This is a genomic window from Ruegeria sp. PrR005, from assembly GCF_010500245.1.
Lineage (GTDB): Bacteria > Pseudomonadota > Alphaproteobacteria > Rhodobacterales > Rhodobacteraceae > Ruegeria_B > Ruegeria_B marisflavi.
Genome location: NZ_JAAGOX010000005.1, coordinates 73,108 through 97,508 on the forward strand (window position 1 = coordinate 73,108; position 24,401 = coordinate 97,508).

Annotated in this window: 22 protein-coding genes, 1 tRNA gene and 1 pseudogene; 11 read left to right on the forward strand and 13 right to left on the reverse strand. The window is 62.2% G+C overall.

What is annotated here, in order from left to right:
• The first annotated feature begins 42 nt into the window (after positions 1-42).
• The 4 genes from rocF (at position 43) to G0P99_RS03890 (ending at position 3,456) form a co-directional block, all read left to right on the forward strand.
• Complete coding sequence (rocF, locus tag G0P99_RS03875; protein WP_164127906.1) at positions 43-969, forward strand: arginase; 927 nt, start codon at positions 43-45, stop codon at positions 967-969.
• A complete protein-coding gene (gene ctlX / locus G0P99_RS03880; protein ID WP_164127908.1) occupies positions 966-1,895 on the forward strand; it encodes a citrulline utilization hydrolase CtlX in 930 nt (309 codons plus the stop codon). Before rocF ends, ctlX begins: the two co-directional genes overlap by 4 nt.
• Positions 1,892-2,959: an ornithine cyclodeaminase gene (locus tag G0P99_RS03885; protein ID WP_164127910.1), complete on the forward strand. Its 1,068-nt coding sequence runs from the start codon at positions 1,892-1,894 to the stop codon at positions 2,957-2,959. The genes ctlX and G0P99_RS03885 overlap by 4 nt, the downstream gene beginning before the upstream one ends.
• Before the next feature lie 161 nt (positions 2,960-3,120).
• A complete protein-coding gene (locus tag G0P99_RS03890) occupies positions 3,121-3,456 on the forward strand; it encodes a zinc ribbon domain-containing protein YjdM (protein ID WP_164127912.1) in 336 nt (111 codons plus the stop codon).
• A gap of 59 nt (positions 3,457-3,515) precedes the next feature.
• Here G0P99_RS03890 and G0P99_RS03895 read toward each other — a convergent pair whose 3' ends face one another.
• Positions 3,516-4,100, reverse strand: coding sequence for an HNH endonuclease (locus tag G0P99_RS03895; protein ID WP_164127914.1), 585 nt, complete (start codon positions 4,098-4,100; stop codon positions 3,516-3,518).
• Between the two features lie 214 nt (positions 4,101-4,314).
• On the opposite strand from G0P99_RS03895, the gene G0P99_RS03900 reads away from it, so the two are divergent.
• Positions 4,315-4,887, forward strand: coding sequence for a pseudouridine synthase (locus G0P99_RS03900; RefSeq protein WP_164127916.1), 573 nt, complete (start codon positions 4,315-4,317; stop codon positions 4,885-4,887).
• A gap of 134 nt (positions 4,888-5,021) precedes the next feature.
• Here G0P99_RS03900 and G0P99_RS03905 read toward each other — a convergent pair whose 3' ends face one another.
• From G0P99_RS03905 to G0P99_RS03915, 3 genes are read right to left on the reverse strand one after another with little or no spacing between them, the layout of a single operon-like run.
• A complete protein-coding gene (locus G0P99_RS03905; protein WP_164127918.1) occupies positions 5,022-5,321 on the reverse strand; it encodes a putative quinol monooxygenase in 300 nt (99 codons plus the stop codon).
• A 21-nt stretch (positions 5,322-5,342) separates the two neighbouring features.
• On the reverse strand, positions 5,343-6,008 hold the full coding sequence (locus G0P99_RS03910) for an alpha/beta hydrolase (RefSeq protein WP_164127920.1): 666 nt from the start codon (positions 6,006-6,008) through the stop codon (positions 5,343-5,345).
• Entirely contained in the window at positions 6,005-6,637 is a 633-nt protein-coding gene (locus G0P99_RS03915) for a DNA-3-methyladenine glycosylase (protein WP_164127922.1), read from the reverse strand. The genes G0P99_RS03910 and G0P99_RS03915 overlap by 4 nt, the downstream gene beginning before the upstream one ends.
• A 104-nt stretch (positions 6,638-6,741) precedes the next feature.
• Here G0P99_RS03915 and G0P99_RS03920 point away from each other — a divergent pair, with 104 nt between their 5' ends.
• On the forward strand, positions 6,742-7,959 hold the full coding sequence (locus tag G0P99_RS03920) for an MFS transporter (protein WP_164127924.1): 1,218 nt from the start codon (positions 6,742-6,744) through the stop codon (positions 7,957-7,959).
• Positions 7,960-8,091: 132 nt separating this feature from the next.
• On the opposite strand, the gene G0P99_RS03925 is transcribed toward G0P99_RS03920, so the two are convergent.
• The 3 genes and pseudogenes from G0P99_RS03925 to cysS form a co-directional block, all read right to left on the reverse strand.
• Positions 8,092-8,874 (reverse strand): squalene/phytoene synthase family protein, encoded by a 783-nt coding sequence (locus G0P99_RS03925; protein WP_164127925.1) that lies wholly within the window; start codon positions 8,872-8,874, stop codon positions 8,092-8,094.
• Positions 8,871-10,505 (reverse strand): citramalate synthase, encoded by a 1,635-nt coding sequence (gene cimA / locus G0P99_RS03930; protein WP_164127927.1) that lies wholly within the window; start codon positions 10,503-10,505, stop codon positions 8,871-8,873. Before cimA ends, G0P99_RS03925 begins: the two co-directional genes overlap by 4 nt.
• A gap of 182 nt (positions 10,506-10,687) precedes the next feature.
• A pseudogene (gene cysS, locus G0P99_RS03935) lies at positions 10,688-12,064 on the reverse strand (cysteine--tRNA ligase); the annotation flags it as partial.
• A 259-nt stretch (positions 12,065-12,323) separates the two neighbouring features.
• Between cysS and G0P99_RS03940 the strand changes: the two are divergent.
• Positions 12,324-13,511 (forward strand): pyridoxal phosphate-dependent aminotransferase, encoded by a 1,188-nt coding sequence (locus G0P99_RS03940; protein ID WP_164127931.1) that lies wholly within the window; start codon positions 12,324-12,326, stop codon positions 13,509-13,511.
• 43 nt (positions 13,512-13,554) lie between these two features.
• On the opposite strand, the gene G0P99_RS03945 is transcribed toward G0P99_RS03940, so the two are convergent.
• Positions 13,555-14,073: an outer membrane protein gene (locus tag G0P99_RS03945; RefSeq protein ID WP_164127933.1), complete on the reverse strand. Its 519-nt coding sequence runs from the start codon at positions 14,071-14,073 to the stop codon at positions 13,555-13,557.
• Positions 14,074-14,480: 407 nt separating this feature from the next.
• Between G0P99_RS03945 and G0P99_RS03950 the strand changes: the two genes are divergently transcribed.
• Positions 14,481-16,025 (forward strand): trimethylamine methyltransferase family protein, encoded by a 1,545-nt coding sequence (locus G0P99_RS03950; RefSeq protein WP_164127934.1) that lies wholly within the window; start codon positions 14,481-14,483, stop codon positions 16,023-16,025.
• A 385-nt stretch (positions 16,026-16,410) separates the two neighbouring features.
• On the opposite strand, the gene G0P99_RS03955 is transcribed toward G0P99_RS03950, so the two are convergent.
• Positions 16,411-20,058 (reverse strand): vitamin B12-dependent ribonucleotide reductase, encoded by a 3,648-nt coding sequence (locus G0P99_RS03955; protein ID WP_164127936.1) that lies wholly within the window; start codon positions 20,056-20,058, stop codon positions 16,411-16,413.
• A 529-nt stretch (positions 20,059-20,587) separates the two neighbouring features.
• On the opposite strand from G0P99_RS03955, the gene G0P99_RS03960 reads away from it, so the two are divergent.
• The gene (locus G0P99_RS03960) at positions 20,588-21,034 is read left to right on the forward strand and encodes a hypothetical protein (protein WP_164127938.1); all 447 of its coding nucleotides are present in this window, start codon (positions 20,588-20,590) and stop codon (positions 21,032-21,034) included.
• An 8-nt stretch (positions 21,035-21,042) separates the two neighbouring features.
• Here the strand turns inward: G0P99_RS03960 and G0P99_RS03965 are convergent.
• The 4 genes from G0P99_RS03965 to pdxH all read right to left on the reverse strand — a co-directional run bounded on the left by G0P99_RS03965 (position 21,043) and on the right by pdxH (position 22,892).
• Positions 21,043-21,119: transfer RNA gene (locus G0P99_RS03965), tRNA-Pro, on the reverse strand.
• 43 nt (positions 21,120-21,162) lie between these two features.
• Entirely contained in the window at positions 21,163-21,630 is a 468-nt protein-coding gene (locus G0P99_RS03970) for a DUF192 domain-containing protein (protein WP_164127940.1), read from the reverse strand.
• 9 nt (positions 21,631-21,639) lie between these two features.
• The gene (locus tag G0P99_RS03975; protein WP_164128012.1) at positions 21,640-22,167 is read right to left on the reverse strand and encodes a cold shock domain-containing protein; all 528 of its coding nucleotides are present in this window, start codon (positions 22,165-22,167) and stop codon (positions 21,640-21,642) included.
• 119 nt (positions 22,168-22,286) lie between these two features.
• Positions 22,287-22,892, reverse strand: a complete 606-nt coding sequence (gene pdxH / locus G0P99_RS03980) for a pyridoxamine 5'-phosphate oxidase (protein WP_164127941.1) — start codon at positions 22,890-22,892, stop codon at positions 22,287-22,289.
• Between the two features lie 135 nt (positions 22,893-23,027).
• Between pdxH and fabI the strand changes: the two genes are divergently transcribed.
• Together fabI and gpt are read left to right on the forward strand one after the other, a co-directional pair.
• Positions 23,028-23,834, forward strand: a complete 807-nt coding sequence (gene fabI / locus G0P99_RS03985; RefSeq protein WP_164127944.1) for an enoyl-ACP reductase FabI — start codon at positions 23,028-23,030, stop codon at positions 23,832-23,834.
• 5 nt (positions 23,835-23,839) lie between these two features.
• A complete protein-coding gene (gene gpt, locus G0P99_RS03990) occupies positions 23,840-24,355 on the forward strand; it encodes a xanthine phosphoribosyltransferase (protein WP_164127946.1) in 516 nt (171 codons plus the stop codon).
• Positions 24,356-24,401: the final 46 nt, after the last annotated feature.

The window sequence follows — 24,401 nt, forward strand, 5'->3', positions numbered from 1 at the left end:
GACCAGAAATTGGCGCGACCTTGAAAAAACAATAGCGAACAGATGACCCCCAAACGTTGTATCCTGATCGGCGCCCCCGTGGACAGCGGCAAGCGCCGCACCGGTTGCCTGATGGGCCCCGACGCCTACCGCACCGCCGGCCTTGCCGAGGCGCTCTCCGATCTCGGCCATATCGTCGAGGACCTGGGCAATCTCTCGCCCGCCGAACACGCGCCCGAGCCGAACGACACCCATGTTCATCAACCCAACCGCACCATCGGCTGGACCAACCGCCTGATCCGCGCCGCCGAACAGGCGATGCCGCGCGGTCTGCCGATCTTTCTGGGCGGCGATCATGCGCTGGCCCTAGGCAGCGTGGCGGGCGTGACCAACCATGCCGCCCGTGTCGGCCGCCCGCAATTCGTGCTCTGGCTCGATGCCCACAGCGACTATCACACGCCGGAAACCTCCGCCTCGGGCAACCTGCACGGCACGCCCCTGGGCTATGTCACCGGGCGCGGCGGCTTTGCCGGTTTCCCGGTGATCACCAACCCGGTGAAGCAACGCAACATCTGCATCCTCGGCCTGCGCTCGGTCGACCGGGCCGAGCGCGAGGCGCTGCAACAGACCAAGATCCGCTTTCACGACATGCGCCAGATCGACGAGACCGGAATCGCAAAACCGCTCCAGGCCTTCCTCGATACCGTCGCGGCCGCGAACGGCCTGCTGCATGTCTCGCTCGACGTCGATTTCCTCGACCCCGCCATCGCACCCGCCGTCGGCACCACCGTGCCCGGCGGCGCCACCATCCGCGAGGGTCATCTGGTGATGGAGATGATCTGCGACAGCGGTCTGATGACCTCGCTCGACCTGGTCGAACTCAACCCCTTCCTCGACGAACGTGGCCGCACCGCACAGCTGATGGTCGATCTGGCTGCCTCGGCGCTCGGCCGCCGGGTCTTCGACCGCCCAACGCGGAGCTTTTCATGACCACGATCCAGGCTCCCCAGGCGGTGGTTATGATCCGCCCGCATGCGTTCCGCTCCAACCCGGAAACCCGCGCCGACAACGCGTTCCAGACCGACAGCGCCACGGGTGATACCGCGCCGCGCGCCCTGGCCGAGTTTGACGCCGCCGTCGCCACCCTGCGCGCGGCGGGCGTCCGGGTGCATGTGTTCGATGATACCGGCACACAGGACACGCCCGACAGCGTGTTCCCCAACAACTGGTTCTCGACCCATACCGGCGGCCATGTGGCGCTTTATCCGATGTATACAGAGAACCGCCGCCGCGAACGCCGCCCGGACGTAATCGAGCTTCTGAAACGCGAATACCGCGTTTCGGACGTGATCGACTATAGCGGGCTGGAACAGGACGGGCTTGCGCTCGAAGGCACCGGCGCCATGGTGCTCGACCATATCGGCCGCATCGCCTATGTCGCCCGCTCGCACCGCGCCGACCCGGTGCTGCTGGAGCGGTTCTGCGCCCATTTCAACTATGAACCCATCTGTTTCGACGCGGCCGATGCACAGGGCTGCCCGGTCTATCACACCAATGTGCTGATGGGGATCGGCACCGACTATGCGCTGATCTGCCTGTCGATGATCCCGGATCCCGAGCGGCGCCGTACCGTCGCCGAACGGCTGGCTGAAACCGGGCGTACCGTCATCGACCTGACGCCGGAGCAAATCGGCGAGTTTGCCGGAAACGCCATCGAACTGACCGGTCATCGCCGCTTGCTGGCCCTGTCGGCCCGCGCCCACAGGGCGCTGACCCCGGATCAGATCGCGGTGATCGAACGCTCGGCACAATTGCTGCCGCTCGCGATCCCCACCATAGAAACCGCCGGCGGATCCGTCCGCTGCATGATCGCCGGCATCCACCTGACACGTCGCCCGCAAAGGACCGCCGCATGACCCTCTCTTCCACCATCCCGTCCGACAAGGCGCTTGTCCCTTTCGTTTCCGTCGACCACATGATGCGCCTGATCCACCATATCGGCGTCGAAGAGATGATGCGCGGCATCGCCGCCTATATCGAGGCCGACTTCCGCCGCTGGGAAAGCTTCGACAAGACCCCGCGCGTGGCCAGCCATTCACCCGTCGGCGTGATCGAGCTGATGCCAACCTCGGATGGCGAGCTTTACGGTTTCAAATACGTCAACGGCCACCCCAAGAACACCAAGGAGGGGCTTCAGACCGTCACCGCCTTTGGCCTTCTGGCGGCGGTCGAGACCGGCTATCCGGTGCTGCTGAGCGAGATGACCATGCTGACCGCGCTGCGCACCGCCGCCACCTCGGCCCTGGTCGCCAAATACCTCGCCCCCAAGGGCGCGCATACGATGGCGATGATCGGCAATGGCGCGCAATCGGAATTCCAGACCCTGGCGATGAAGGCGATCTGCGGCCTGAAATCCGTACGTCTCTACGATACCGATCCCGCCGCTACCGCCAAGGCCGCCCGCAACCTGGCCGGACAGGGGATGGAGGTGGTGAGCTGTACCAGCCCCGAAGAGGCGATCGAAGGTGCCCAGATCCTGACCACCTGCACCGCCGACAAGCAATATGCCACTATCCTGACCGACAACATGGTGGGATCGGGCGTGCATATCAACGCCATCGGCGGCGACTGCCCGGGCAAGACCGAACTGGCCGAGGCGATCCTGCACCGCTCGGACATTTTCGTCGAATACCCGCCGCAAACCCGGATCGAAGGCGAGATCCAGCAACTGGCGCCGGACCATCCGGTGATCGAGATGTGGCAGGTGATCACCGGCAAGGCGCCCGGCCGCACCTCGGACCGCCAGATCACCCTGTTTGACAGCGTGGGCTTCGCCATCGAGGATTTCTCGGCCCTACGTTACGTGCGCGACCAGTTGCAGGAGACCGGCCTTTATCACGCACTCGACCTGCTGGCCGACCCCGACGACCCGCGCGACCTGTTCGGCATGCTGCAACGGGCGGCGCCTGCCAAGGGCTGAGGGCATGCGAGGCTCTGCCTCGCGCTCCGGAGTATTTGCGGCGAAATGAAAGAGCGGACCCCTGTCTTTCCTCTTGCTGCAAATATCCCCGCCGGAGGCATCGCGCGTCCCGCGCGAACCGGTCCCTTGCCAGAGGCCGGACGGGCCGGTAAGGCGGGGGCATGACAGATACACTGCCCCCCTGCCCCGACTGCGGCTCAGCTTTCACCTATCAGGTGGACGCGCTGCTGAACTGCCCCGAATGCGGTCATGAATGGCAGGTCGGGGAAGAGACCGGAACCGCGATCCGCGACAGTGTCGGCAACCTGCTGGCCGATGGCGACACCGTGACCGTGATCAAGGATCTCAAGGTCAAGGGCTCCTCGGCGGTGGTCAAGGTCGGCACCAAGGTGCGCAACATCCGCCTGGTGGATGGCGATCATGACATCGACTGCAAGGTGCCTGGCATCGGCCAGATGGGGCTCAAGTCGCAATTCGTGAAAAAGGTCGCGGACTGACCGGTACAAAACGGTCAATCGGGGCCCGGAACGCTGTACAAAACGGTCAAAACCGGCGCTTACGCGTCCAGAACGGCATCCCAGTAGAGATAGTCGATCCAGCTGTCATGCAGGTGGTTGGGCGGGAACTTGCGGCCCACATTGCGCAGCTCTTCGGCCTGCGGCCGCCGCGGCGGCCGACGCAAGGCCATGCCTGCCTGACGCAAGGATTTCGACCCTTTGCGCAGGTTGCAGGGGGCGCATGCGGCGACCACGTTTTCCCAGCTGGTAACCCCCCCGGCGGCGCGCGGCACCACGTGGTCAAAGGTCAGATCTCCCTTGCCGCCACAGTACTGACAGCGGAATTCGTCCCTTAAAAACAAATTGAAGCGCGTGAAGGCCACGCGCTTCTGAGGTTTCACATAGTCCTTAAGAACCACCACCGAAGGTATTCGGATCACCACGCTCGGGCTGCGGACGACCTCGTCATATTCGGCGACGATATCCACCCTGTCGAGCCAGGCCGCCTTGATCGCCTCTTGCCAGGGCCACAGCGACAGCGGGTAGTAGGACAATGGCCGGTAATCCGCGTTCAGAACCAGCGCCGGGTGGTGTTTCAACACCCCGGGCTCCCGTACAAACTCCGTTCTGAAATCGCCATCCATTCTGGACTCTCTCCTCGCCCCGGACTGCCTCTTGCCTGACCCGGAGCGGGGAGCACCCGCCCCAGCTTGACTCTGACTATATATCGTGGTCGGCCTCTGGCAAGTCCTGATTATCCACTACATGTCGCCCTGGTTATTGCGTGCACAGGTAACAGGCACATGACGGTTATCCACAGGCTTGTCGCAGCCGGTCCAGACAGCTATGGCCCTTTCTATGACATGGTTCATCCGCTTCAACAAACCCTATGACGTGCTGTCGCAGTTCACCGACCCCGGCACGGCCGGCTCGCCGCGCCAGACCCTGTCCGATTTCATCGACTTGCCGGGCGTCTACCCCGCTGGACGCCTGGATCGCGACAGTGAGGGCCTGATGCTGCTGACCGACGACGGACGCCTGCAAGCGCGCATCGCCGACCCCAGGCACAAGATGCCCAAGACTTATTGGGCTCAGGTCGAAGGCATTCCTGACGAAGCCGACCTGCGCGCCCTGGCAAAAGGCGTTGAGCTGAACGATGGTCTAACCCGGCCCGCGCAGGCCCGGCTGATCGACACGCCAGCGGATCTGTGGCCGCGCACCCCGCCGATCCGGGTGCGCAAATCGGTGCCCGACAGCTGGATCGAGCTGACCATCCGCGAAGGCCGCAACCGGCAGGTCCGGCGCATGACGGCCGCCGTCGGCCACCCGACCCTGCGCCTGATCCGTGCGCGCATCGGTGACTGGACGATCGACGGCCTTGCCCCCGGACACTGGGACACCCTTTGCCCGCCCGTCAAACCGCGCCGCTGACGGATCATCGCCTCGGCGCGAACCTGCTTCTTTCTGGTCAAAAATACTCCCGCCGGAGGCATCTGACCCAACCACCTGCGCCTAAGGCCCGGGGTTTTGACGAGGCAGCCGTCACACGGACTGGATCGGCCCGATCAGAGCGAAATCTTCTCGCCGCCCTCACGCCGATAGACATCGCGCGAGATCACGCCTGCCTGGGCCAGCGCCGTGCGGAACCGGGCCATGTGCGGGGTCGCGAAATGCGCTTCCAGCGCCGCCAGGTCCTGCCATTCCTCATAGACGCGAAAGCGGGTTTCCTGGCCGATGACCTGGCTGAATTCGTATTGAATACAGCCAGGCTCCTTCAGCGTCTCGGCAACCATGTCTGCCGTCGCCCCGCGGGCAAGCTCCACCCCGTCTGCGGCAACTTCGATCACACCTGTCACGATCAGCATGCGTCTCTCCCCCAATCAGCCTTACAGGCTCAGCTTGTCGCGCATAAAGGCCAGCGCCACCCCCAGACCGTCCTGGTCGATCCCGTGGCCGGTGCCCTTCATCACATGGGCATAGATTTCCTTGAACCCCGCGCCTTGCAGCGCTTCGGCCGCTTGCGGCAAGGATTGCGGCGGCACCACGTCGTCAGCGTCGCCATGAACCAGCAGGATCGGCATGCGGCTGACCACCTCGTCCGCCAGCAGTTCCGGCTCCAACAGCCGCCCCGAAAAGGCGACGACGCCGGCAATCGGATCGTCGCGCCGGGGGGCCACATGCAGGCTCATCATGGTGCCCTGGCTAAAGCCGAACAGCACGACCTGCTCAGGCAGCAGATCCTCGTCCACCATCAAAGCGTCGAGAAAAGCGTTGAAGTCCTCGACGGCCGCGGCCATGCCGCGCCGGGCCGCTTCCTCGGACGAGCCGTCCAGCCAGGGGATGGGAAACCACTGGAACCCAAAGGGCATACCCGGAATGGTCTCGGGCGCATCGGGAGCGACGAACAGAGTGTCAGGCAGATACTCTCCCAGCACATCGGCCAGCCCCAAAAGGTCCGCACCATTGGCGCCATAGCCATGCACGAACACCACCGCCGAGCGGGTATCGCCCGATACCGGTGCCTTGCGCCCGGCCTTCAAAACCCGTGTCATCTGATCCCTTCCCTGTCCTTTGCCACCCGGTAATAGGCCCACAGAACCCGCGCCGCAACCGAGCGCCAGGGCGACCAGGCCAGCGCCATCTGTCGCAGGGCGCGTTCCTTTGGGCGCTCGGGCAAGTCGTAGAGCACCCGGGCGGCCTCCTGCAAGGCAAGATCGCCGGGCGCAAAGACATCGGCACGACCCAGGCTGAACATGGCATAGATTTCGGCGGTCCAGACCCCGATCCCCGGCACCCGCACCAATTCGGCGATCACGTCCTGATCCGCAGCGGTGCGCAGCCCGACGAAATCGATACGGGCGGCCGTCAATTCGCGGGCATAACGGATCTTTTGTCGGCTCAACCCCACCGCGCGCAAATCGTCGTCGCTGGCGTTCCGGATCTCTGTCGGGTCGGTCAGCTGCGCGTCCTTCATCCGGGACCAGATCGCGTTGGCCGAGGCGACGCTCACCTGCTGGCTAACGATGGCGCTAAGCAGTTCGGCAAATCCGTCCGGTCTCCGGCGCAGTGGCAAAGGGCCCGTCAACGTCAACGCATGGGCCATGCGCGGGCAGGCCGTGGCCAGCCACGCCGCGCCTTCGGCCACGCAATCGGGGGTCTCTATGATGCGTCCAACCGTCATGCTGACCCTTTCAATCCGATTCCGTCACATGGCAAAGGTTAATCTGTTCACAAATGGTTTCAACCGGCTTGCCGCCGCATGCATTCACCGATACGCATGCGTCCATGACGCTCGCCGATAGCCACTCAAACGACAGCCGCGCCAAGCGCAATGTCGCCGTTCTCGTCGCCGCCCAGGCCATCCTGGGCGCGCAGATGCCGATGATCTTTACCATAGGCGGGCTGGCAGGCCAGTCGCTGGCCAGCAATCCCTGTCTCGCGACGCTGCCTATTTCGCTCATTGTGCTGGGCTCGATGCTGGCGGCAACGCCGATCTCGGCCATCATGCAGAAATGGGGCCGCCGGGCCGGGTTTCTGATCGGTGCCCTGGCGGGTGCGCTGGGTGGCGCGGTCGGCGCCTACGGGCTCTATCTCTCCTCTTTCCCGATCTTTCTGGCAGGCAGCCTGCTGACCGGCTTCTATATGAGCGCGCATGGATTTTACCGCTTTGCCGCCGCCGATACCGCCTCGGACGCGTTCCGGCCCAAGGCGATTTCCTATGTCATGGCGGGCGGTCTGGCGGCGGCGATCATCGGGCCGCAGGCCGTCAAGGCCACCTCGGACGCCTATGTCATCCCCTTCCTCGGCACCTATTATGCGGTGATCGCGGTCAACCTGCTGGGCGCGATGCTGTTCTTTTTCCTCGACATTCCGCGCCCGATCCCGCCTGCCGCCGACAGCCCGCGCGGGCGCAGCCGGATGGAATTGCTCAAGACCCCACGTATCGCGGTGGCTGTGATCTGCGCCATGGTCTCCTATGCTCTGATGAACCTGGTGATGACCTCGACCCCGCTGGCAGTGGTGGGCTGCGGCTATGACCGCGCCGATGCCGCCGATGTTGTGACCAGCCATGTGCTGGCCATGTATGTACCGAGCTTTTTCACTGGCCACCTGATCGCCCGGTTCGGAGTGGAAAAGGTCGTGGCTGCCGGTCTGGTGGTGCTGGCCGCCGCCGGAGTAGTGGCGCTGCAAGGCGTGGATCTGAACAACTTCTTCATCGCGCTGATCCTCTTGGGACTTGGCTGGAACTTCGGCTTTATCGGCGCCACCACCATGTTGGCAGGCGCCCATGAGCCGCATGAGCGTGGCCGCATGCAGGGGCTCAACGACCTTCTGGTCTTTGGCGGTGTCACCATGGCCTCGCTGGCCTCGGGCGGGTTGATGAACTGCTCGGGGGGTTCCCCGGTCGAAGGCTGGACTGCCGTCAACCTGGCGATGGTGCCCTTCCTGACACTGGCGGGTGGCGCGCTGATCTGGCTGATGCTGCGCCCCAAGGACGCGTAAGCGGGAGCGCTGCCCCCGTCGCCTGAAGGCGACTCCCCCGGGATATTTTCAGCAAGAGGAAAGAGCTAACAAACCTGCCTCTTCATTTCGCTGTATATACTCCAGCGCGCGAGTCGGAGCCTCGCAAGACCGTCACCAGCGGCCCGTCGCAGCCTGAAGGCTCAGACGCAGATGTCGCGCGAATGGGCTAAGGCCAAGCTGGCCAGTTGCAACGCGCGCAGGGTCTTTGTGCGCCTGGCGCAGTAGCGCGTCGCTCTGCCATCCCGCCAAAAGCGCGGGTCGCGCGGCGGGTGAGACCAATGAGCGCTTTGCGCGGGCGCGCGACAACCGGTCGAGCCCCTCTTCGGCCAGGCGCCGGATACCCGCCGGGGTACCGTCGAGCAACGGGATGCGCCCACGCGCCTCCAGTTCCGGGATGGCACGGAACCAGTTGGCCAGACCCATCGCATAGCCGTAATCGCGCAAGGCGCCCTCGTCTGCCTGCCCCAGAGCGGCCGCGGCGGCGCAAAGCAGGCTGCCGCTGCTCTCCTCCAGATAGCGGGTCAGGTGGGCTTCATCCTCGAACGGATCGCGGTAGATGTCCCAGCGCCGCGCAGCCACAAACGCGTCCAGCCGGGCCGCCATCTGCGGGCTGAGAATGCCCGCCAGCGGCGTCACCACCGGATGACGGCGCGCGGGCTTGCTGAGGGCAAGCTCCTCCAGCGCGTCGCGCCACCATTGCAGCCGCATCTCGGCAATCATCGGCTCGGCCGAGGCCCAGGGCGCGCGCGCCACCTCGACCGCCAGCGCATAGAGCGGGAACAGCACCCGCCGCGCCGCCACCGGCGCCGCCATCGCCGCCGCGAACCGGTCAGGATCGGCGCGCTGCACCAGCTCGGCACAGGCGGTCAGGTCGGCGTCAAAGACGTCGCTCACTCCGCCGCCACCCCTTGATCCGCACAATCGCGCAGCAGTTTCCAGTTGATCGCGTCCAGAAGCGCCTCGAACGAGGCGTCGACTATGTTGGCGCTGACGCCCACGGTGGACCAGCGCCGCCCCTTGCCATCCTCGCTGTCGATGATGACGCGGGTCACCGCCTCGGTGCCACCTTGCGTGATACGCACCTTGAAATCCACCAGCCGCATGTCGCTGAGGATCGCCGAATAGCGCCCCAGATCCTTGGCCAGCGCCTTGTAAAGCGCGTTGACCGGGCCGCGGTCGCTGCCGGTCTCGTCCAGCGACTCGCTGACCGAAAGCAGCTTTTCGCCATCCACCTTGACCACCACGACCGCCTCGGAGAGGCTGACCATGCGGTCATACTTGTTCTTGCGCCGCTCGACCGTGACCTTGTAGCGCTTGACCTCGAAGAATGCGGGCATCTGCCCCAGTTCGCGTCGCGCCAGCAGTTCGAAACTGGCCTGCGCGGTGTCATAGGAATAGCCCTCGTCCTCGCGCGCCTTGATCCGCTCCAGGATATGCCCCAGCGACGGGTCGCCCGGCGGCACGCTCAGCCCCGCATCGGTCAGCCGCTTGCGCAGGTTCGACTGGCCGGCTTGGTTCGACATCGGGATGATGCGCTCGTTCCCTACCAGCCTCGGGTCGATATGCTCATATGTCGACGGATCCTTTAGGATGGCGCTGGCATGCAGACCGGCCTTGTGGGCAAAGGCAGACGAGCCGACATAGGGCGCCTGTTTCACCGGCACCCGGTTCAGGATATCGTCCAGCATGCGGCTGATCCGGGTCAGATCGGCCAGCGCCTCGGCACTGACTCCGGTCTCGAACCGGCTGGCAAAAGGTTCCTTCAACAATAGCGTCGGGATCAGCGAGGTCAGGTTGGCATTGCCACAACGCTCGCCCAGCCCGTTCAGCGTGCCCTGGATCTGGCGCGCGCCCGCCATCACGGCGGCCAGCGAACAGGCCACCGCCTGATCGGTGTCGTTGTGGCAATGGATGCCCAGACGGTCGCCGGGAATACCGGCGGCGATCACCTCGCCCACCACGCGGGCCACATCGGCGGGCATGGCGCCACCATTGGTGTCACAGAGCACGATCCAGCGCGCGCCCGCGTCCAGCGCCGCGCGGCAGACCTCCAGCGCATAGGCGGGATTGTCGCGATAACCGTCAAAGAAATGCTCGGCATCAAACAGCGCCTCGCGCCCCTGCGCCACGATATGGGCCATCGAGGCGCGGATGTTCTCGGTGTTCTCGGCCAGTTCGATCCCCAGCGCCTGGGTCACGTGGTAATCATGCGCCTTGCCCACCAGACAGACGGTGCCGGTGCCCGCATTCATCACGGCGGCCAGCACATCGTCATTTTCCGCCGAGCGGCCAGATCGTTTGGTCATGCCAAAGGCGGTCAGCCGCGCGCGGGTCGCCGGAGCAGAGTCGAAAAACGCGCTGTCCGTGGGGTTGGCGCCAGGCCAGCCGCCCTCGATATAGTCGACGCCGAGGCTGTCGAGCCCGCTGGCGATGCGCAGTTTTTCCGGGGTCGAGAACTGCACGCCCTGGGTCTGCTGCCCGTCGCGCAGGGTGGTGTCGTAGAGGTAGAGGCGGTCAGCCGTCACAATCTCAATCCCTCGATTAGCATCCGGATTTTCTGCTCTTGGTTTTCCTTGCACGGAATAATGCCAGTTCTCATTTGATCTGCGATTGAATACCAATATTCGGCTTCGTCATCACTGTCCGTTGCCACAGCTCTATTGGCCCGAGCATAAGCAGTGCCAATGCTTTCCAGCTGTTTGCGTAATAACTTAATTCCGGTCTTAGATATTTGCACCTCAAGACCGGCTGCGACGAAGGCTGCTTTGAGTCTATCGACCTCTCCGAAATCCTTTGTTTTTAAAGCTACAGAGCGCACATTTTCCAAGTGCTGAGCTAAAGGCATCAGATCGTCAGAAACGTTTTCAAACCATTCCGACCAATGGCGTCCGAGAAATCCCAAAAACTCAAGATCGCGATATAATTGACCTCCGAAGGTCCATGGGGACGCAGCAGCTATAGAAACTTGACGCCTTAACTCGAATAAGGCTTTTGAGGTATTCAAGTCGTCAGCCAAGGCCGCGACAAGTTGATGGCTCGGTTCAGAAGGTTCTCTTTTTCGAGGTCCGACTGAATCACCTCCCTCAAACCAATCATCGAGTATTTTTGCACATTGCCGCAACAGTTTCTCCGCCTCGTGCGCCTTCTCCGCCGTCCAGTCCATCGGCTTGCGGTAATGCGTTGATAGGAACACGAACCGGATCACCTCGCCCGGGATGCCCTGATCCAGCAGGTCGCGCACGGTAAAGAAGTTGCCCAGCGACTTGGACATCTTCTTGCCCTCGACCTGCAACATCTCGTTATGGAGCCAGACGTTTGCAAAACGACCCTCGGGATGGGCGCAGCAGCTTTGCGCGATTTCGTTCTCGTGATGCGGGAACATCAGGTCGTTGCCACCGCCGTGAATGTCGAAACTTTCACCCAAGAGCTCGTAGCTCATGGCCGAGCATTCGATATGCCAGCCCGGCCGCCCCCGGCCCCAGGGGCTGTCCCAGCCGGGCAGATCGGGGGTCGAGGGTTTCCACAGCACGAAATCCATCGGGTTCTTCTTGTAGGGCGCGACCTCGACCCGGGCGCCCGCGATCATGTCATCGACCGAGCGGCCCGAAAGCTTGCCGTAATGCTCTTTCCACGAATCCACCGCGAACAGCACATGGCCCTCGGCCTCATAAGCGTGTCCCTTGGCGATCAGGTCGGCGATCATCGCCACCATCTGCAGGATATACTCTGTGGCGCGCGGCATGTGGTCGGGCTCCAGCGCGCCCAACGCGCCCATGTCGTCCAGAAACCACTGCGTCGTCTCGGCGGTGATGTCGCCGATGGGCCGCCCGCTTTCGGCCGCGCGCGCGTTGATCTTGTCGTCCACGTCAGTGAAGTTACGCGCATAGGTCACGTGATCCGCGCCATAGACATGGCGCAGCAGCCGGTAGAGCACGTCGAACACCACCACGGGCCGCGCATTGCCCAGATGCGCCCGGTCATAGACCGTGGGACCGCAGACATACATGCGCACGTTCCGGGGGTCGATCGGGACAAACTCTTCCTTTGTTCGCGTCCTTGTGTTGTGCAGCTTGATCGTCGTCATCGGGTCTTGTTCCTCAACAGCATGCGGCAGGCGCTTGTCAGCGCGGGCTTAGCAACTTGTCTTTGTGAAGGAAACGACGAATGACCAGCCCGCGATTGGATCAGCGGGTAATGCAGCAGATAATGAAACGAATGGTGCGGGTCATGGCATATCGTCTAGCACGCGGGGCCTGCTTCTCCAACATGAAAATCCGGACGGCGATTGACAAGCGGAACCACCTCTGCCCCTCTCCGCCTGGAACGCAGGCAAGGGAAGCGACATGAGACTGTCACGGCGGATAACCGGCCTCACCGGGGGTGAATCGGATGGATGGGACCTGTTTCTGCGGGCGCGGCAGATGATCGCCGAAGGCATCGCCGTGACCGAACTGACCATTGGCGAACATGACACGCGGACGCGCAGCTCGATTCTCGATGCCATGGACCGCTCCGCGCGCGGCGGCCACACCGGCTATGCCATGGTGCCGGGCACTGCCCTGTTGCGCGATACGGTGGCCGCGCGCGTGCAGGAGCGGACCGGCCAGCGCACCACCCGCGACAACGTGCTGATCACGCCCGGAGGTCAGGCGGCCCTGTTCGCGGCGCATAGTGCCGCTTGTGATCCCGGGGATACGGCGCTGTTTGTCGATCCCTATTACGCCACCTATCCAGGCACGATTCGCGGAGTCGGCGCCCTGCCCCGCGCCGTGATTGCGAGGGCCGAGGACGGGTTCCAGCCGCGCGCCGAAGCAATCGGGACGGAAGCAGATGGCGCGGTGTCTCTCCTGATCAACACTCCCAACAACCCGACAGGGGTGGTCTATGGCCGTGAAACGCTGGAGGGGATCGCCCGTGTCTGCCAGGACCGCGACTTGTGGCTGATCTCGGACGAGGTCTATGACACCCAGATCTGGGAAGGCGCGCATTTGTCCCCCCGGGCGCTGCCCGGAATGGCCCATCGCACGCTGGTTGTCGGCTCGATGTCCAAGTCCCACGCCATGACCGGGTCGCGCTGCGGCTGGATCGTGGGACCGGAAGAGGCGATATCGCATCTGATCACGCTGGCCACCCATACCACCTATGGCGTGCCCGGGTTTGTCCAGGACGCGGCGGTGTTCGCCCTGGGCGAAGGACGGGACCTGGAAGAGGAGATCGCAGCCCCCTTTCGCAGGCGTCGAGAGATGGCGCGGCACATTCTGGCGGGCCAGAATGCGGTCCGTCTCAGCCCGACCCAGGGGGCGATGTATCTGATGCTGGATGTTCGGGCGACCGGCCTGTCGGGCGAGGCCTTTGCCGCGGCCTTGCTCGAAACCCATCTCATCGCCGTGATGCCGGGGGAAAGTTTTGGCAAGGCGGCGGCGGGCCATGTCCGGGTTGCAATGACCGTTGCCGACGATGCCTTTGCCAAGGCGCTCAAGACACTCTGTCATTTTGCGGCGCAACAGGCGTCCAGCCTGTCTGGGGACTGATATCGGGCGGCCCGCAGGCCGCCCGCCCTTGATTTCGGTCGCGTCAGAACCGGAACGAAGCCCGCAGGTTGAAGGTATCGACGTTGAAGTCGCTGCCCACGCCGCCCAGATCGTTGAATTCGTGGCGCAACACCTCGCCGCTGACGGCCCATTGTTCCGTCACGGGATAGGCCAACCCGACCCCATAGACGAGCCCGGTGTCATTTCCGAACGACGTGGTTGCCCGCGCGGCGCCCACCACACCATAGCCCAGCATCGGCCCGAAATCGTACCCGGCCTTGACCTTGAACCGGCCGATATTGTCGATCGTTCCCCCGGCGCCGCCCAGATCGGCATTCACGCGGTCATATTCGACCTCGCCGCCCAGCACGAACCCGCTGCCAAAGGAATAGTCATACCCGACATGGCCGCCAAAGCTGGTGTTGTCGCCGTCGCGCGCGCCCGGTCCGTCGGCGTCGGTGTAACCGACCCCCAGACCAAGATACGGGCCGTTGAACTCACCGGCCAAGGCGGGAAGGGACAGGACCGAGATGATCGCTGCGGCGGATACCAAGAGTTTCATTTTTTGACTCCTTGTCATTGACGCGCCAGTTTCGGAACGGGCCACGACTGCTCTGCCCGTCTGTTTGCCCGACGCTTGATGCAGATGTGACCACGAGGCAGGGGTTACAACGCGGCGCCAGCCGCAGTTCGAGGCATGCGCTGAAATCTGCCCGGACACCCTTGGACGATTGCGGTTTTCCGCGCATCGCGTCTGCGACCTTCTGGTCGCAAACAGAACAGAATACGTCGGCATGCAATGTACGGTCACTTCATTCGGGAGAGAGGCCACATGCAAGGCGAACGCAGCAAGATCTGTCTGGTCAGTCGCACCATCGGTGCTGATCGCGGTCGTGCGGCGCGTGGTCGGCCGGTCCAGGTCTGAACTGAAATCAGACCCTCGGACCACATCAAACCGGATAACTAGAAATGAACGACCAGAACCGTAATTCCGCCCGCTCCGGCGGCCGTGCCGCCCGTCGCGCCGCCCGCGCATCAGCCCTGCCCGACCATCTGCGCCCCATTCGCCCTGGCATGAGCGGCGGGACACTCAACGTCCTCAGCCAGCAGGACATGGAGCGGATTCACAACGCCGCGCTTGACGCGCTGGAGCGGATCGGCCTGGCCGATGCGCCGCAAAGCGGCATCGACTATCTGGTCGGCGCTGGCTGTATCCTGGGCGAGGATCGCCGCATCCGGTTCCCGCGCGCCTTGGTCGAGGATACGCTGGCCCGCGCGAACCGCTCGGTCACGCTCTACAGCCGCGATGGCAAAACCGATCTCGACCTGTCCGGCAGCCGCGTCCACTATGGTACTGCTGGCGCGGCCGTGCATATGGTGGATGTGGAAGGCCGCGAATACCGGGATTCGACCGTTCAGGACCTGCATGACGCCGCGCGCATTTGCGAGCAGCTGGACAACATCCATTTCGTTCAGCGCCCGATGGTCTGTCGGGATATCCCCGACAACCGCGACATGGACCTGAACACGGTCTATGCCTGCTGCGCGGGCACGTTCAAACATGTCGGCACCTCGTTCACCGACCCGTCTTTTGTGAAACCGGCCATCGAGATGCTGCATCTGATTGCCGGAGGCGAAGACAAATGGCGGGAGCGGCCTTTTGTGTCGAACTCCAACTGTTTCGTTGTCCCGCCGATGAAATTCGCCACCGAATCCTGCCTGGTGATGGAGGAATGCATCAAATACGGCATGCCCGTGCTTCTGCTGTCAGCCGGAATGGCCGGGGCGACTGCGCCCTCGACCGTGGCGGGTGCGATCGTGCAGGCGGTGGCCGAATGTCTGGCGGGGCTGGTTTACGTAAACGCCGTAAAACCCGGTGCGCCTGCGATTTTTGGCACCTGGCCCTTTGGGCTGGACCTGCGCACCGGCGCGATGACCGGCGGTTCAGGCGAACAGGCACTGCTGACTGCGGGCTGCGCCCAGATGCACCGGTTTTACGACCTGCCCGGCGGCGCCGCGGCTGGGATCGCAGACAGCAAACTGCCCGACATGCAGGCCGGGTGGGAGCAGATGTGTTCCAACGTGATGGCGGGTCTGTCTGGGTTGAACATGGTCTACGAGGCCGCAGGCATGCATGCTTCGCTTCTGGGTTTCTGCCATGAAAGCCTGATCCTGTCCGACGATCTTATCGGCCAGGCGCTGCGCTGCGTGCGCGGCATCGAGGTCAACGATGAAACCCTGGCGCTGGATCAGATCGCACAAGTCTGCCTCGGCGGTTCTGGCCATTACCTTGGAACTGATGCGACGCTGAGCCGGATGCAGATGGACCACGTCTATCCGACCTATGGCGACCGCACCTCGCCCAAGGAATGGGCCGAGATCGGCAAGCCCGACCTTGTGGCCAAGGCAAAGGCGCGCAAGGATCAGATTCTGGCAGACCGCTCGCCGGCCCGGTTTGACCCGGTCACCGATGCCGCGATCCGGGCACAGTTCAACATTTTCCTCCGCGCATAAAACGTTGAAATAGCGTCGTAATACTATCCAAAAATGGCCAGTTCAGCTGACCATTCGGGAATGGGTCGCGTTATTTCCAAAGAAAAGAAAAAGGGGGCCGGGGCCCCCTTTGAGTTTCGCCATCCAGGCTCACTTCGTTGACCGCCCGGTTTTTCTGCCTGCGGCCTGGACGCGTCGGGGGCGAGCGCACCCGCCCCGTGATCGAGTGAGGGGGCTGGTCACCCCGCCCCACCCGGGACCCGGCAGCCCCAGCAGAGGGGCCATCGGCTGGAACGCCGGGCGCGGATAGACCACGCCGCCGGTTCCGGATTTCGGCGGGGCCGGATTTCCGAGGGAAGCCCCGGCCCCTACACGCCCCGGCGGGGGCGCGATTGTCGCCCTGTGGTTACGAGCAGCCGCTCGTCGAGCCACAGGTGTTGCACTTCATGCAGGTGCCGTTGCGCACCAGCGTATAGTTGCCGCATTCGCCACAGGCTTCGCCCTCATAACCCTGCATGCGGGCCTTTGTCCGGGCATCCATGCCGGTGACCGTACCGGTGGTCAGCGAGGTCACTGTCACCGAAGCCGAACCAGTTTCGGGCACCAGGGTCTGAAGCGCTGCCAGCGGGTCCGCCCCGTTCACGGCGCCACCGTTCAGCACCACGAGTTCCTGCGGCAGGCGCTTGCGCAGATAGCCGGTGGAGCTGATCTGTTTCAGCACTTCGAGCGATTTCGACGCCGCCGTTTCCGTTACCGGCGCGACGTTCGAGACGCCCTCTTCCTCACCCCGGCCGATATCATCGAAGCTCGCGCCTTCGGGTTTGACATGCGCCAGGTCGGTCCGGTCCAGATAGCTGACCGCCAGTTCCCGGAACACATAGTCAAGGATCGAGGTGGCGTTCTTGATCGAGTCGTTGCCCTGCACCATGCCCGCCGGTTCGAACTTGGTGAAGGTAAAGGCGTCGACGAACTCTTCCAGCGGCACACCGTATTGCAGGCCCACGGACACGGCGATGGCAAAGTTGTTCATCATCGCGCGGAAACCGGCACCTTCCTTGTGCATGTCGATGAAGATCTCGCCAAGGCTGCCATCACCATATTCGCCGGTGCGCAGATACACCTTGTGACCGCCTACGATCGCCTTTTGGGTGTAACCCTTGCGGCGGTGCGGCAGCTTTTCGCGGTGGCTGCGGATCACTTCCTTGACCACGACCTTTTCGATCACCTTCTCGGCCAGCACAGCGGCCTTTTCCATCGGCGCGCCGCTTTCCAGGATTTCAGCGGCTTCGTCGTCATCCTCGACCAGAGCGGTGGCCAGAGGCTGGCTCAGCTTGGATCCATCGCGGTAGAGCGCATTGGCCTTGACCCCCAGCGACCAGCTCAGCTCGTACGCCTTCTGACAATCCTCGATGGTGGCGTTGTTGGGCATGTTGATCGTCTTCGAGATCGCGCCGGAGATGAAGCTCTGCGCCGCCGCCATCATGGTGATATGGCTGTCCACGCCCAGGAACCGCTTGCCTTTCTTGCCACAGGGATTGGCGCAGTCGAAGATCGCGTAATGCTCCTTGGCCAGGTGCGGCGCGCCTTCCAGCGTCATGGTCCCGCAGACATGGTCGTTGGCCAACTCGATATCCTTTTTCGAGAAGCCAAGATGGCGCAGCAGGTCAAAGGTGGGATCGTTCAGCTTGGTATCCGGGATGCCCAGAACCTGCGTGCAGAATTCCTGGCCCAGGGTCCACTGGTTGAACACAAAGCGGATGTCAAAGGCCGACTCGAGCGCCGCTTCGATCTTGCTCAGCTCATTCGGACCGAACCCATGGCCGGTAAGAGAAGTATGGTTGATCCCCGGTGCATTGCCGATCGAGCCGTGGCCGACCGCATAAGACACAATCTCTTCGATTTGCGAGCTGGAATAGCCCAGATGCTCCAGCGCGGCCGGGACCGAGCGGTTGATGATCTTGAAATAGCCGCCACCGGCCAGTTTCTTGAACTTCACCAGCGCGAAATCGGGTTCGATCCCGGTGGTGTCGCAATCCATCACCAGACCGATGGTGCCAGTCGGCGCGATCACCGTGGTCTGCGCGTTGCGATAGCCGTTCTTCTCGCCCAGGCTCAGCGCCTCGTCCCAGGCTGTCATCGCCAGTTCGACCAACCGGTTGTCGGGGCAATTGGCGTGATCCAGCGGCACCGGCTTGACGCTCAGCTTTTCATAGCCGTTGGCCTTGCCATAAGCAGCGGCACGGTGGTTGCGAATGACGCGCAGCATATGGTCGGCATTGCGCTGGTATCCGGAAAACGGCCCCAGCTCTCCGGCGATCTCGGCCGAGGTGGCATAGGCGACACCGGTCATGATCGCGGTCAGCGCACCGCAGAGCGCGCGGCCCTCGTCGCTGTCATAACCATAACCCATGTTCATCAGCAGACCGCCGATGTTGGCATAGCCCAGGCCCAGCGTGCGGAAATCATAGCTGAGCTGCGCGATTTCCTTGGACGGGAACTGCGCCATCATCACCGAGACTTCCAGCGTCAGCGTCCACAGGCGGATCGCATGCATATAGTCGTCGGCCTGGAACTCGCCATCCTTGAGGAAGGTCAGCAGGTTCATCGACGCCAGGTTGCAGGCGGTATCGTCAAGGAACATGTATTCCGAGCACGGGTTCGAGCCGCGGATTTGCCCGTCTTCGGGGCAGGTGTGCCATTCGTTGACGGTGTCGTGGAACTGGATGCCCGGATCGGCGCAGGCCCAGGCGGCATGCCCGACCTTTTCCCATAGGTCGCGCGCCTTGACCGTCTTGGCCACCTTGCCGTCGACGCGGTTGATCAGCTCCCAGTCCGCATCCTTTTCGACCGCCTTCAGGAAGGCGTTGGTCACCCGGATCGAGTTGTTCGAGTTCTGGCCCGAGACCGAGCTGTAGGCCTCGCTGTCCCAATCTGTGTCATAGGTCGGAAATTCGATGCTGGTGTGGCCCTGCTTGGCGTAATCCAGAACCCGTTTGATATAGGTTTCTGGGATCGCGACCTTTTTGGCCTCGCGGATAGCGACTTTCAGGCTGTCGTTCACCGCCGGATCATAGGCGTCCGCCTCCACCCCGTCCCAGGAGCGGATGGCCGCAAAGATGCCGTTCAGCATCTTTTCATGCATCTTCGAGCCGGCCACGATGCTGGCGACCTTCTGCTCTTCGATGACTTTCCACTGGATGAACTGTTCGATATCGGGGTGATCGGCGTCGACGATCACCATCTTGGCAGCGCGGCGCGTGGTGCCGCCCGACTTGATCGCGCCCGCCGCGCGGTCGCCGATCTTGAGGAAGCCCATCAGGCCCGAGGACTTGCCGCCGCCCGAGAGTTTCTCGCCCTCGCCGCGCAGGTGGCTGAAGTTGGTGCCGGTGCCGGACCCGTATTTGAACAGGCGCGCCTCGCGCACCCACAGGTCCATGATGCCGCCCTCGTTTACCAGATCGTCGCTGACCGACTGAATGAAACAGGCGTGCGGCTGGGGGTGCTCATAGGCACTGTCGGACTTGGTCAGCTTGCCGGTCTTGTAGTCGACATAGTGGTGGCCCTGCGCGGGGCCGTCGATGCCATAGGCCCAATGCAGGCCGGTGTTGAACCACTGAGGGCTGTTGGGTGCGGCCCGCTGGGTCGCCAGCATAAACCGCATTTCGTCATAATAAGCGCGCGCGTCCTCCTCGGTGGAGAAATAGCCGCCCTTCCATCCCCAATAGGCCCAGGCGCCGGCCAGTCGGTCGAACACCTGCTTGGATGAGGTTTCTCCCCCCATCTGGGCACCGTCATCGGCAACCGACCGCCACAGGAACTCGGGCACGCCCTTCTCGCGCACTTTCTTCAGACGGCTGGGAACGCCTGCCTTGCGAAAGTACTTCTGCGCGATGACGTCGCTTGCCACCTGGCTCCAGTCCTCGGGGACCTCGATATCGTCCAACCGAAACACGATACTGCCATCGGGATTGCGAATCTCGGAGGTCGCAGTGACAAACTCCAGCTCCGCATAGGCATCCTGCCCCGCAATCGTGAACTTTCTTTCGATCTTCATGTCCCCAGCCCCTGGTCCTTTGGTTCAAATGTGGCCGCCCGACCTCGTCCCGTTTTCGGGCCTTGAACCCGAAGCGAAAAGAAGCACAAAGCTCGCAAGCCGATCCGGATCGGCATTCGACATCCATGAGGATTAGCTGGCTTGCGGTCGTCCCATCCGCGCGCGGCCCCTGATTATAAACTACCAGATTTAGTGGCCTAACGCTCGGCTCACACAATCTGACGTATACGGACATACAAGGTCAACGGCATTTTTCGCCGTTTCGGGGATTCTTTTTTGTTGACCTGATACCTGTTTGAACCCGCCCGGAGCGGCGCTCCGATTCCTCCACACATCGTCCACAGGAGACTGCTGCGACAGCAAAAGACGCACCTTAGAATTTTGCCACGTTTTCTGGCCTGTTTAGCGACGCTTCCTCAGAAACAACACGAGAAATTCTGCATCGCAGCGAACATCAATGGCCCTCGCACCCGTCAGAGAATTGGCGTAGAGGTGGCGCAGCTGCCCGCTGGAAGAACGAGTCTCGGACGTGACCACATTTCGTGCAATTCTGCTTTGCGTTCCGATGATTGTTGCATCCTGCACACAAGATGTAGCGCGGTATCATACTGCGGCAGTGTTTCCAGAACGTCCGGTTGCGTTGATCGAAGGATTCGAATCCGCGTGCTCGGATCAGACCGAGACGTTTCGGCGCCCAGATGCGGAAACCGCGCAATGTTGGGTTTATCTGCCACCAGATGTCACGGCCGCCCTGATTCTGGTTCACGACGGTACGCACGAGGACCTGCCCCAACTCGTTCTTCAGCTGCGCGTCATGCGGCAAACGGATCAACGCTATCGCGCTGATATTGAGAACTACATCAACATTCCGCGGCCGAACGGACCCGACGTGCAGATTGTCTACAAGGACGAAGCCACCCAGCGCAGCATCTCGCGAATGCTGGACGAATTGGGCGGAGAGCCGATCAGGGAATGAGAAAGGGATGGTCGGGGCGGCGAGATTCGAACTCACGACCCCCTGTACCCAAAACAGGTGCGCTACCAGACTGCGCCACGCCCCGGACCGTGCGCCTTCCTAGCGATATGTCGCTGATTTGAAAAGGCCTAACACGGCCAAACTGCGGAACCTTGCAAAAAAACCGGATGACGCAGTTTGCTTCCAGCCGAGATTCCATAACTTGTCGCAAGGCCACCATTTATTTCGAGTACGGCGAACACATCATCGCCTCCGGGAATCGCGGTTTCGTCATGCGGCACAGCATTGGAATGAACACGGGTAACTTCCCCAAACTGATCGACAAAGATCATGTCGAGCGGGATAAGAGTGTTCTTCATCCAGAACGCCACCCGTTGAGGACGCTCGAATACAAAGAGCATTCCGGCACTTCTGGGCAGGTGTTCGCGAAACATCAACCCGCGTGACCGGTCTTGCGGGGTCGCGGCCAGTTCGACAGCAAAGCGCAACTCGGCGCTTTCGCTCTTGATGAAAACAACGTCGTCACGGCAGGCTTCGAGCGCCAACGCCGGCGCGCTCAGAAGTAATGCAAGAAGAAGGAGTGCCGCCCGCAACATGTTGATGCCTCAGTCCTTGATGGCCGATTCCCATGCCAGTACCTCGGCCGCCATGCGGCCGCGTTTCCCATCAATAACCCGCATGGCCAGAGCCTCACCCGGTTGCAGGTCGGACAAGCCGGATTGGCGCAACACTTCGATATGCAAAAAGACATCTTCGCTGCGCCCAAAGACATTGGCGAAGCCAAAACCCTTGCCCTTGTCGAACCACTTGACGCGTGCAGGCTCCATCGGCGCCATGCGGATGGCGTCCTGGTCGAGTTCCGCAAAATCAGAAAGCACGGGATTCTCGGGACGTTCCGGCGGAACGATGGAGATGACCTCGACGGCCTGAACACCCCGTTCCGTACGGTGGGTGGAAATCTCGATCAGCGCGCCATCCGCAACCGAGCTCTGGCCGAAATTACGCAGAACATTGACATGCAGAAGTATGTCTGGCCCCCCCGCATCAGAGACCACGAACCCGTAGCCTTTGGCAGGGTCGAACCATTTTACCCGACCCCGTACTTGATAGACACTGCTCAGATCTTCGGCCACTTCATTTCCATTGTCGTTGGATGCGTTTTCAGACCTCTGATGTGCAGGATTTTCACCCTGGTTTTCAAGTGAAAAAAGTTCTTTTTTTTCAGATGATTGCATTTCACGTCACGCGAATATCAAGGATTTAGTCGCTGAATTTCCCAGCTATCGCCGGGTTTCTTGCAGCGCCAAACAAAGCGGTCGTGCAGCCTGAACGCCCCGTCCGCCCAGAACTCGATTTCGACGGGTCGCAGACGGAACCCGCCCCAGAACGGCGGGCGCGGCGGATTTGTTCCCTTGGCTGCGGTGACCTTTGCGACCTCGGCCATCAGCGAGGCACGACTGGAAAGCGGCCGCGACTGCTTTGAAGCCCAGGCACCCAACCGGCTCTTGAGCGACCGGGATGCATAATAGGCATCCGCCTGCGCCCCCTCTTCGCGGCTGATCAGTCCACGCACGCGGATTTGTCGGCGAAGCGATTTCCAATGCATCACAAACGCAGCCTTGCCGGCCGCATCCAGTTCCTGGGCCTTTGCGCTTTCGTAATTTGTGTAAAACACAAAAGCGTCCGCTTCGATGTCCTTGAGCAGAACCATCCGGACATTCGGCAGGCCGTCAGCGTTCACCGTCGCCAACGCGATTGCATTGGGGTCATTGATTTCGGTGGTCTCGGCCTCTGCCAACCAGCTTCGCGCAATGGCAAATGGGTCATCGCCGGCAAAAATGCCAGTTCGGTCGCTCATGTCCATCCCCCTGAACAAGTTAATTCGAACCCTATGCGCTCTTGTCCCTCTCAGCAAGAGCGCGCGCCCTTGAAGCGATATGTCCAATCGCATACACCACTTTCTCATGACGCGAAGACAGGCGGAGAACCGAAGATGTCAAATCAGTTGATGGCGGGCAAACGCGGCCTCATCATGGGGCTGGCCAACGATAAATCCATCGCATGGGGGATCGCCAAGGCACTGTCCGACGCGGGGGCCGAACTTGCCTTTTCCTATCAGGGAGACGCATTGAAGAAACGGGTCGATCCTTTGGCGGCTCAGTTGGGCAGCGAAATCGTTCTGCCCTGCGATGTGGGGGACGAGGCATCCATAGATGCGTTGTTCGAGGCTCTGGACGAAAAATGGGGCAAACTCGACTTTGTCGTGCATGCCATCGGCTTTTCCGACAAGAACGAATTGCGCGGCCGCTACGTCGATACCAGCCGGGCGAACTTCAAACTGACCATGGACATCTCGGTCTTTTCCTTCACCGCCGTGATGAAACGTGCCGAGAAACTGATGACCGACGGTGGCAGCGCCGTCACCCTCACCTATTACGGTGCCGAACAGGTCATGCCTCATTACAATGTGATGGGGGTCGCCAAGGCGGCGCTGGAAGCATCGGTCAAATACCTCGCCGAAGATCTGGGCAAGGACGGTATCCGCGTAAACGCCATCAGTGCCGGCCCGATCAAGACGCTGGCCGCCAGCGGCATCGGCGATTTCCGCTACATCATGAAGTGGAACGAGTACAACTCGCCGCTCCGCCGCAACGTGACCATCGAAGATGTGGGCAAATCGGCCCTCTACCTGCTGAGCGACCTCAGCTCGGGTGTCACGGGCGAGAACCTGCATGTCGACAGCGGCTATCATATCGTCGGGATGAAAGCGGTCGACGCCCCCGATATCGACAAGGGATAATCGAGATGAGCACCAAGGACCCGCATCGGCTGCCGCACGAAAAGGGCTTTCACATCAGCTGGGACCAGATCCACCGCGACAGCCGGGCGTTGGCCTGGCGGCTGGATGGTCAGGGGCCCGACGAAGGCGCATGGCGCGCCGTGGTGGCAATCACCCGCGGCGGCATGGCCCCCGCCATGATCGTCAGCCGCGAGCTGGACATTCGCACCGTCGACACGATCAGCGTGAAATCCTATCACCATCAGTCTCAGGGACAGGCACAGGTGCTGAAGGCACCCGATGCGAGTCTGATGGGCGATGGCACCGGGATACTGGTCATCGACGATCTGGTCGACAGCGGCAAGACGCTGGAACTGGTGCGCGAGATGTATCCCAAGGCGCATTTTGCCACTGTCTACGCCAAGCCCAAGGGGCGACCGATGGTCGATACCTTTATCACCGAGGTCAGCCAGGACACCTGGATCTTTTTCCCTTGGGACATGGCATTGCAATATGTCGAACCCTATCGCGGCACGGATTGATCCCTGCCAAGTAAACACGCGCCCTGCGGGGCGCGTTTCCTCGTTC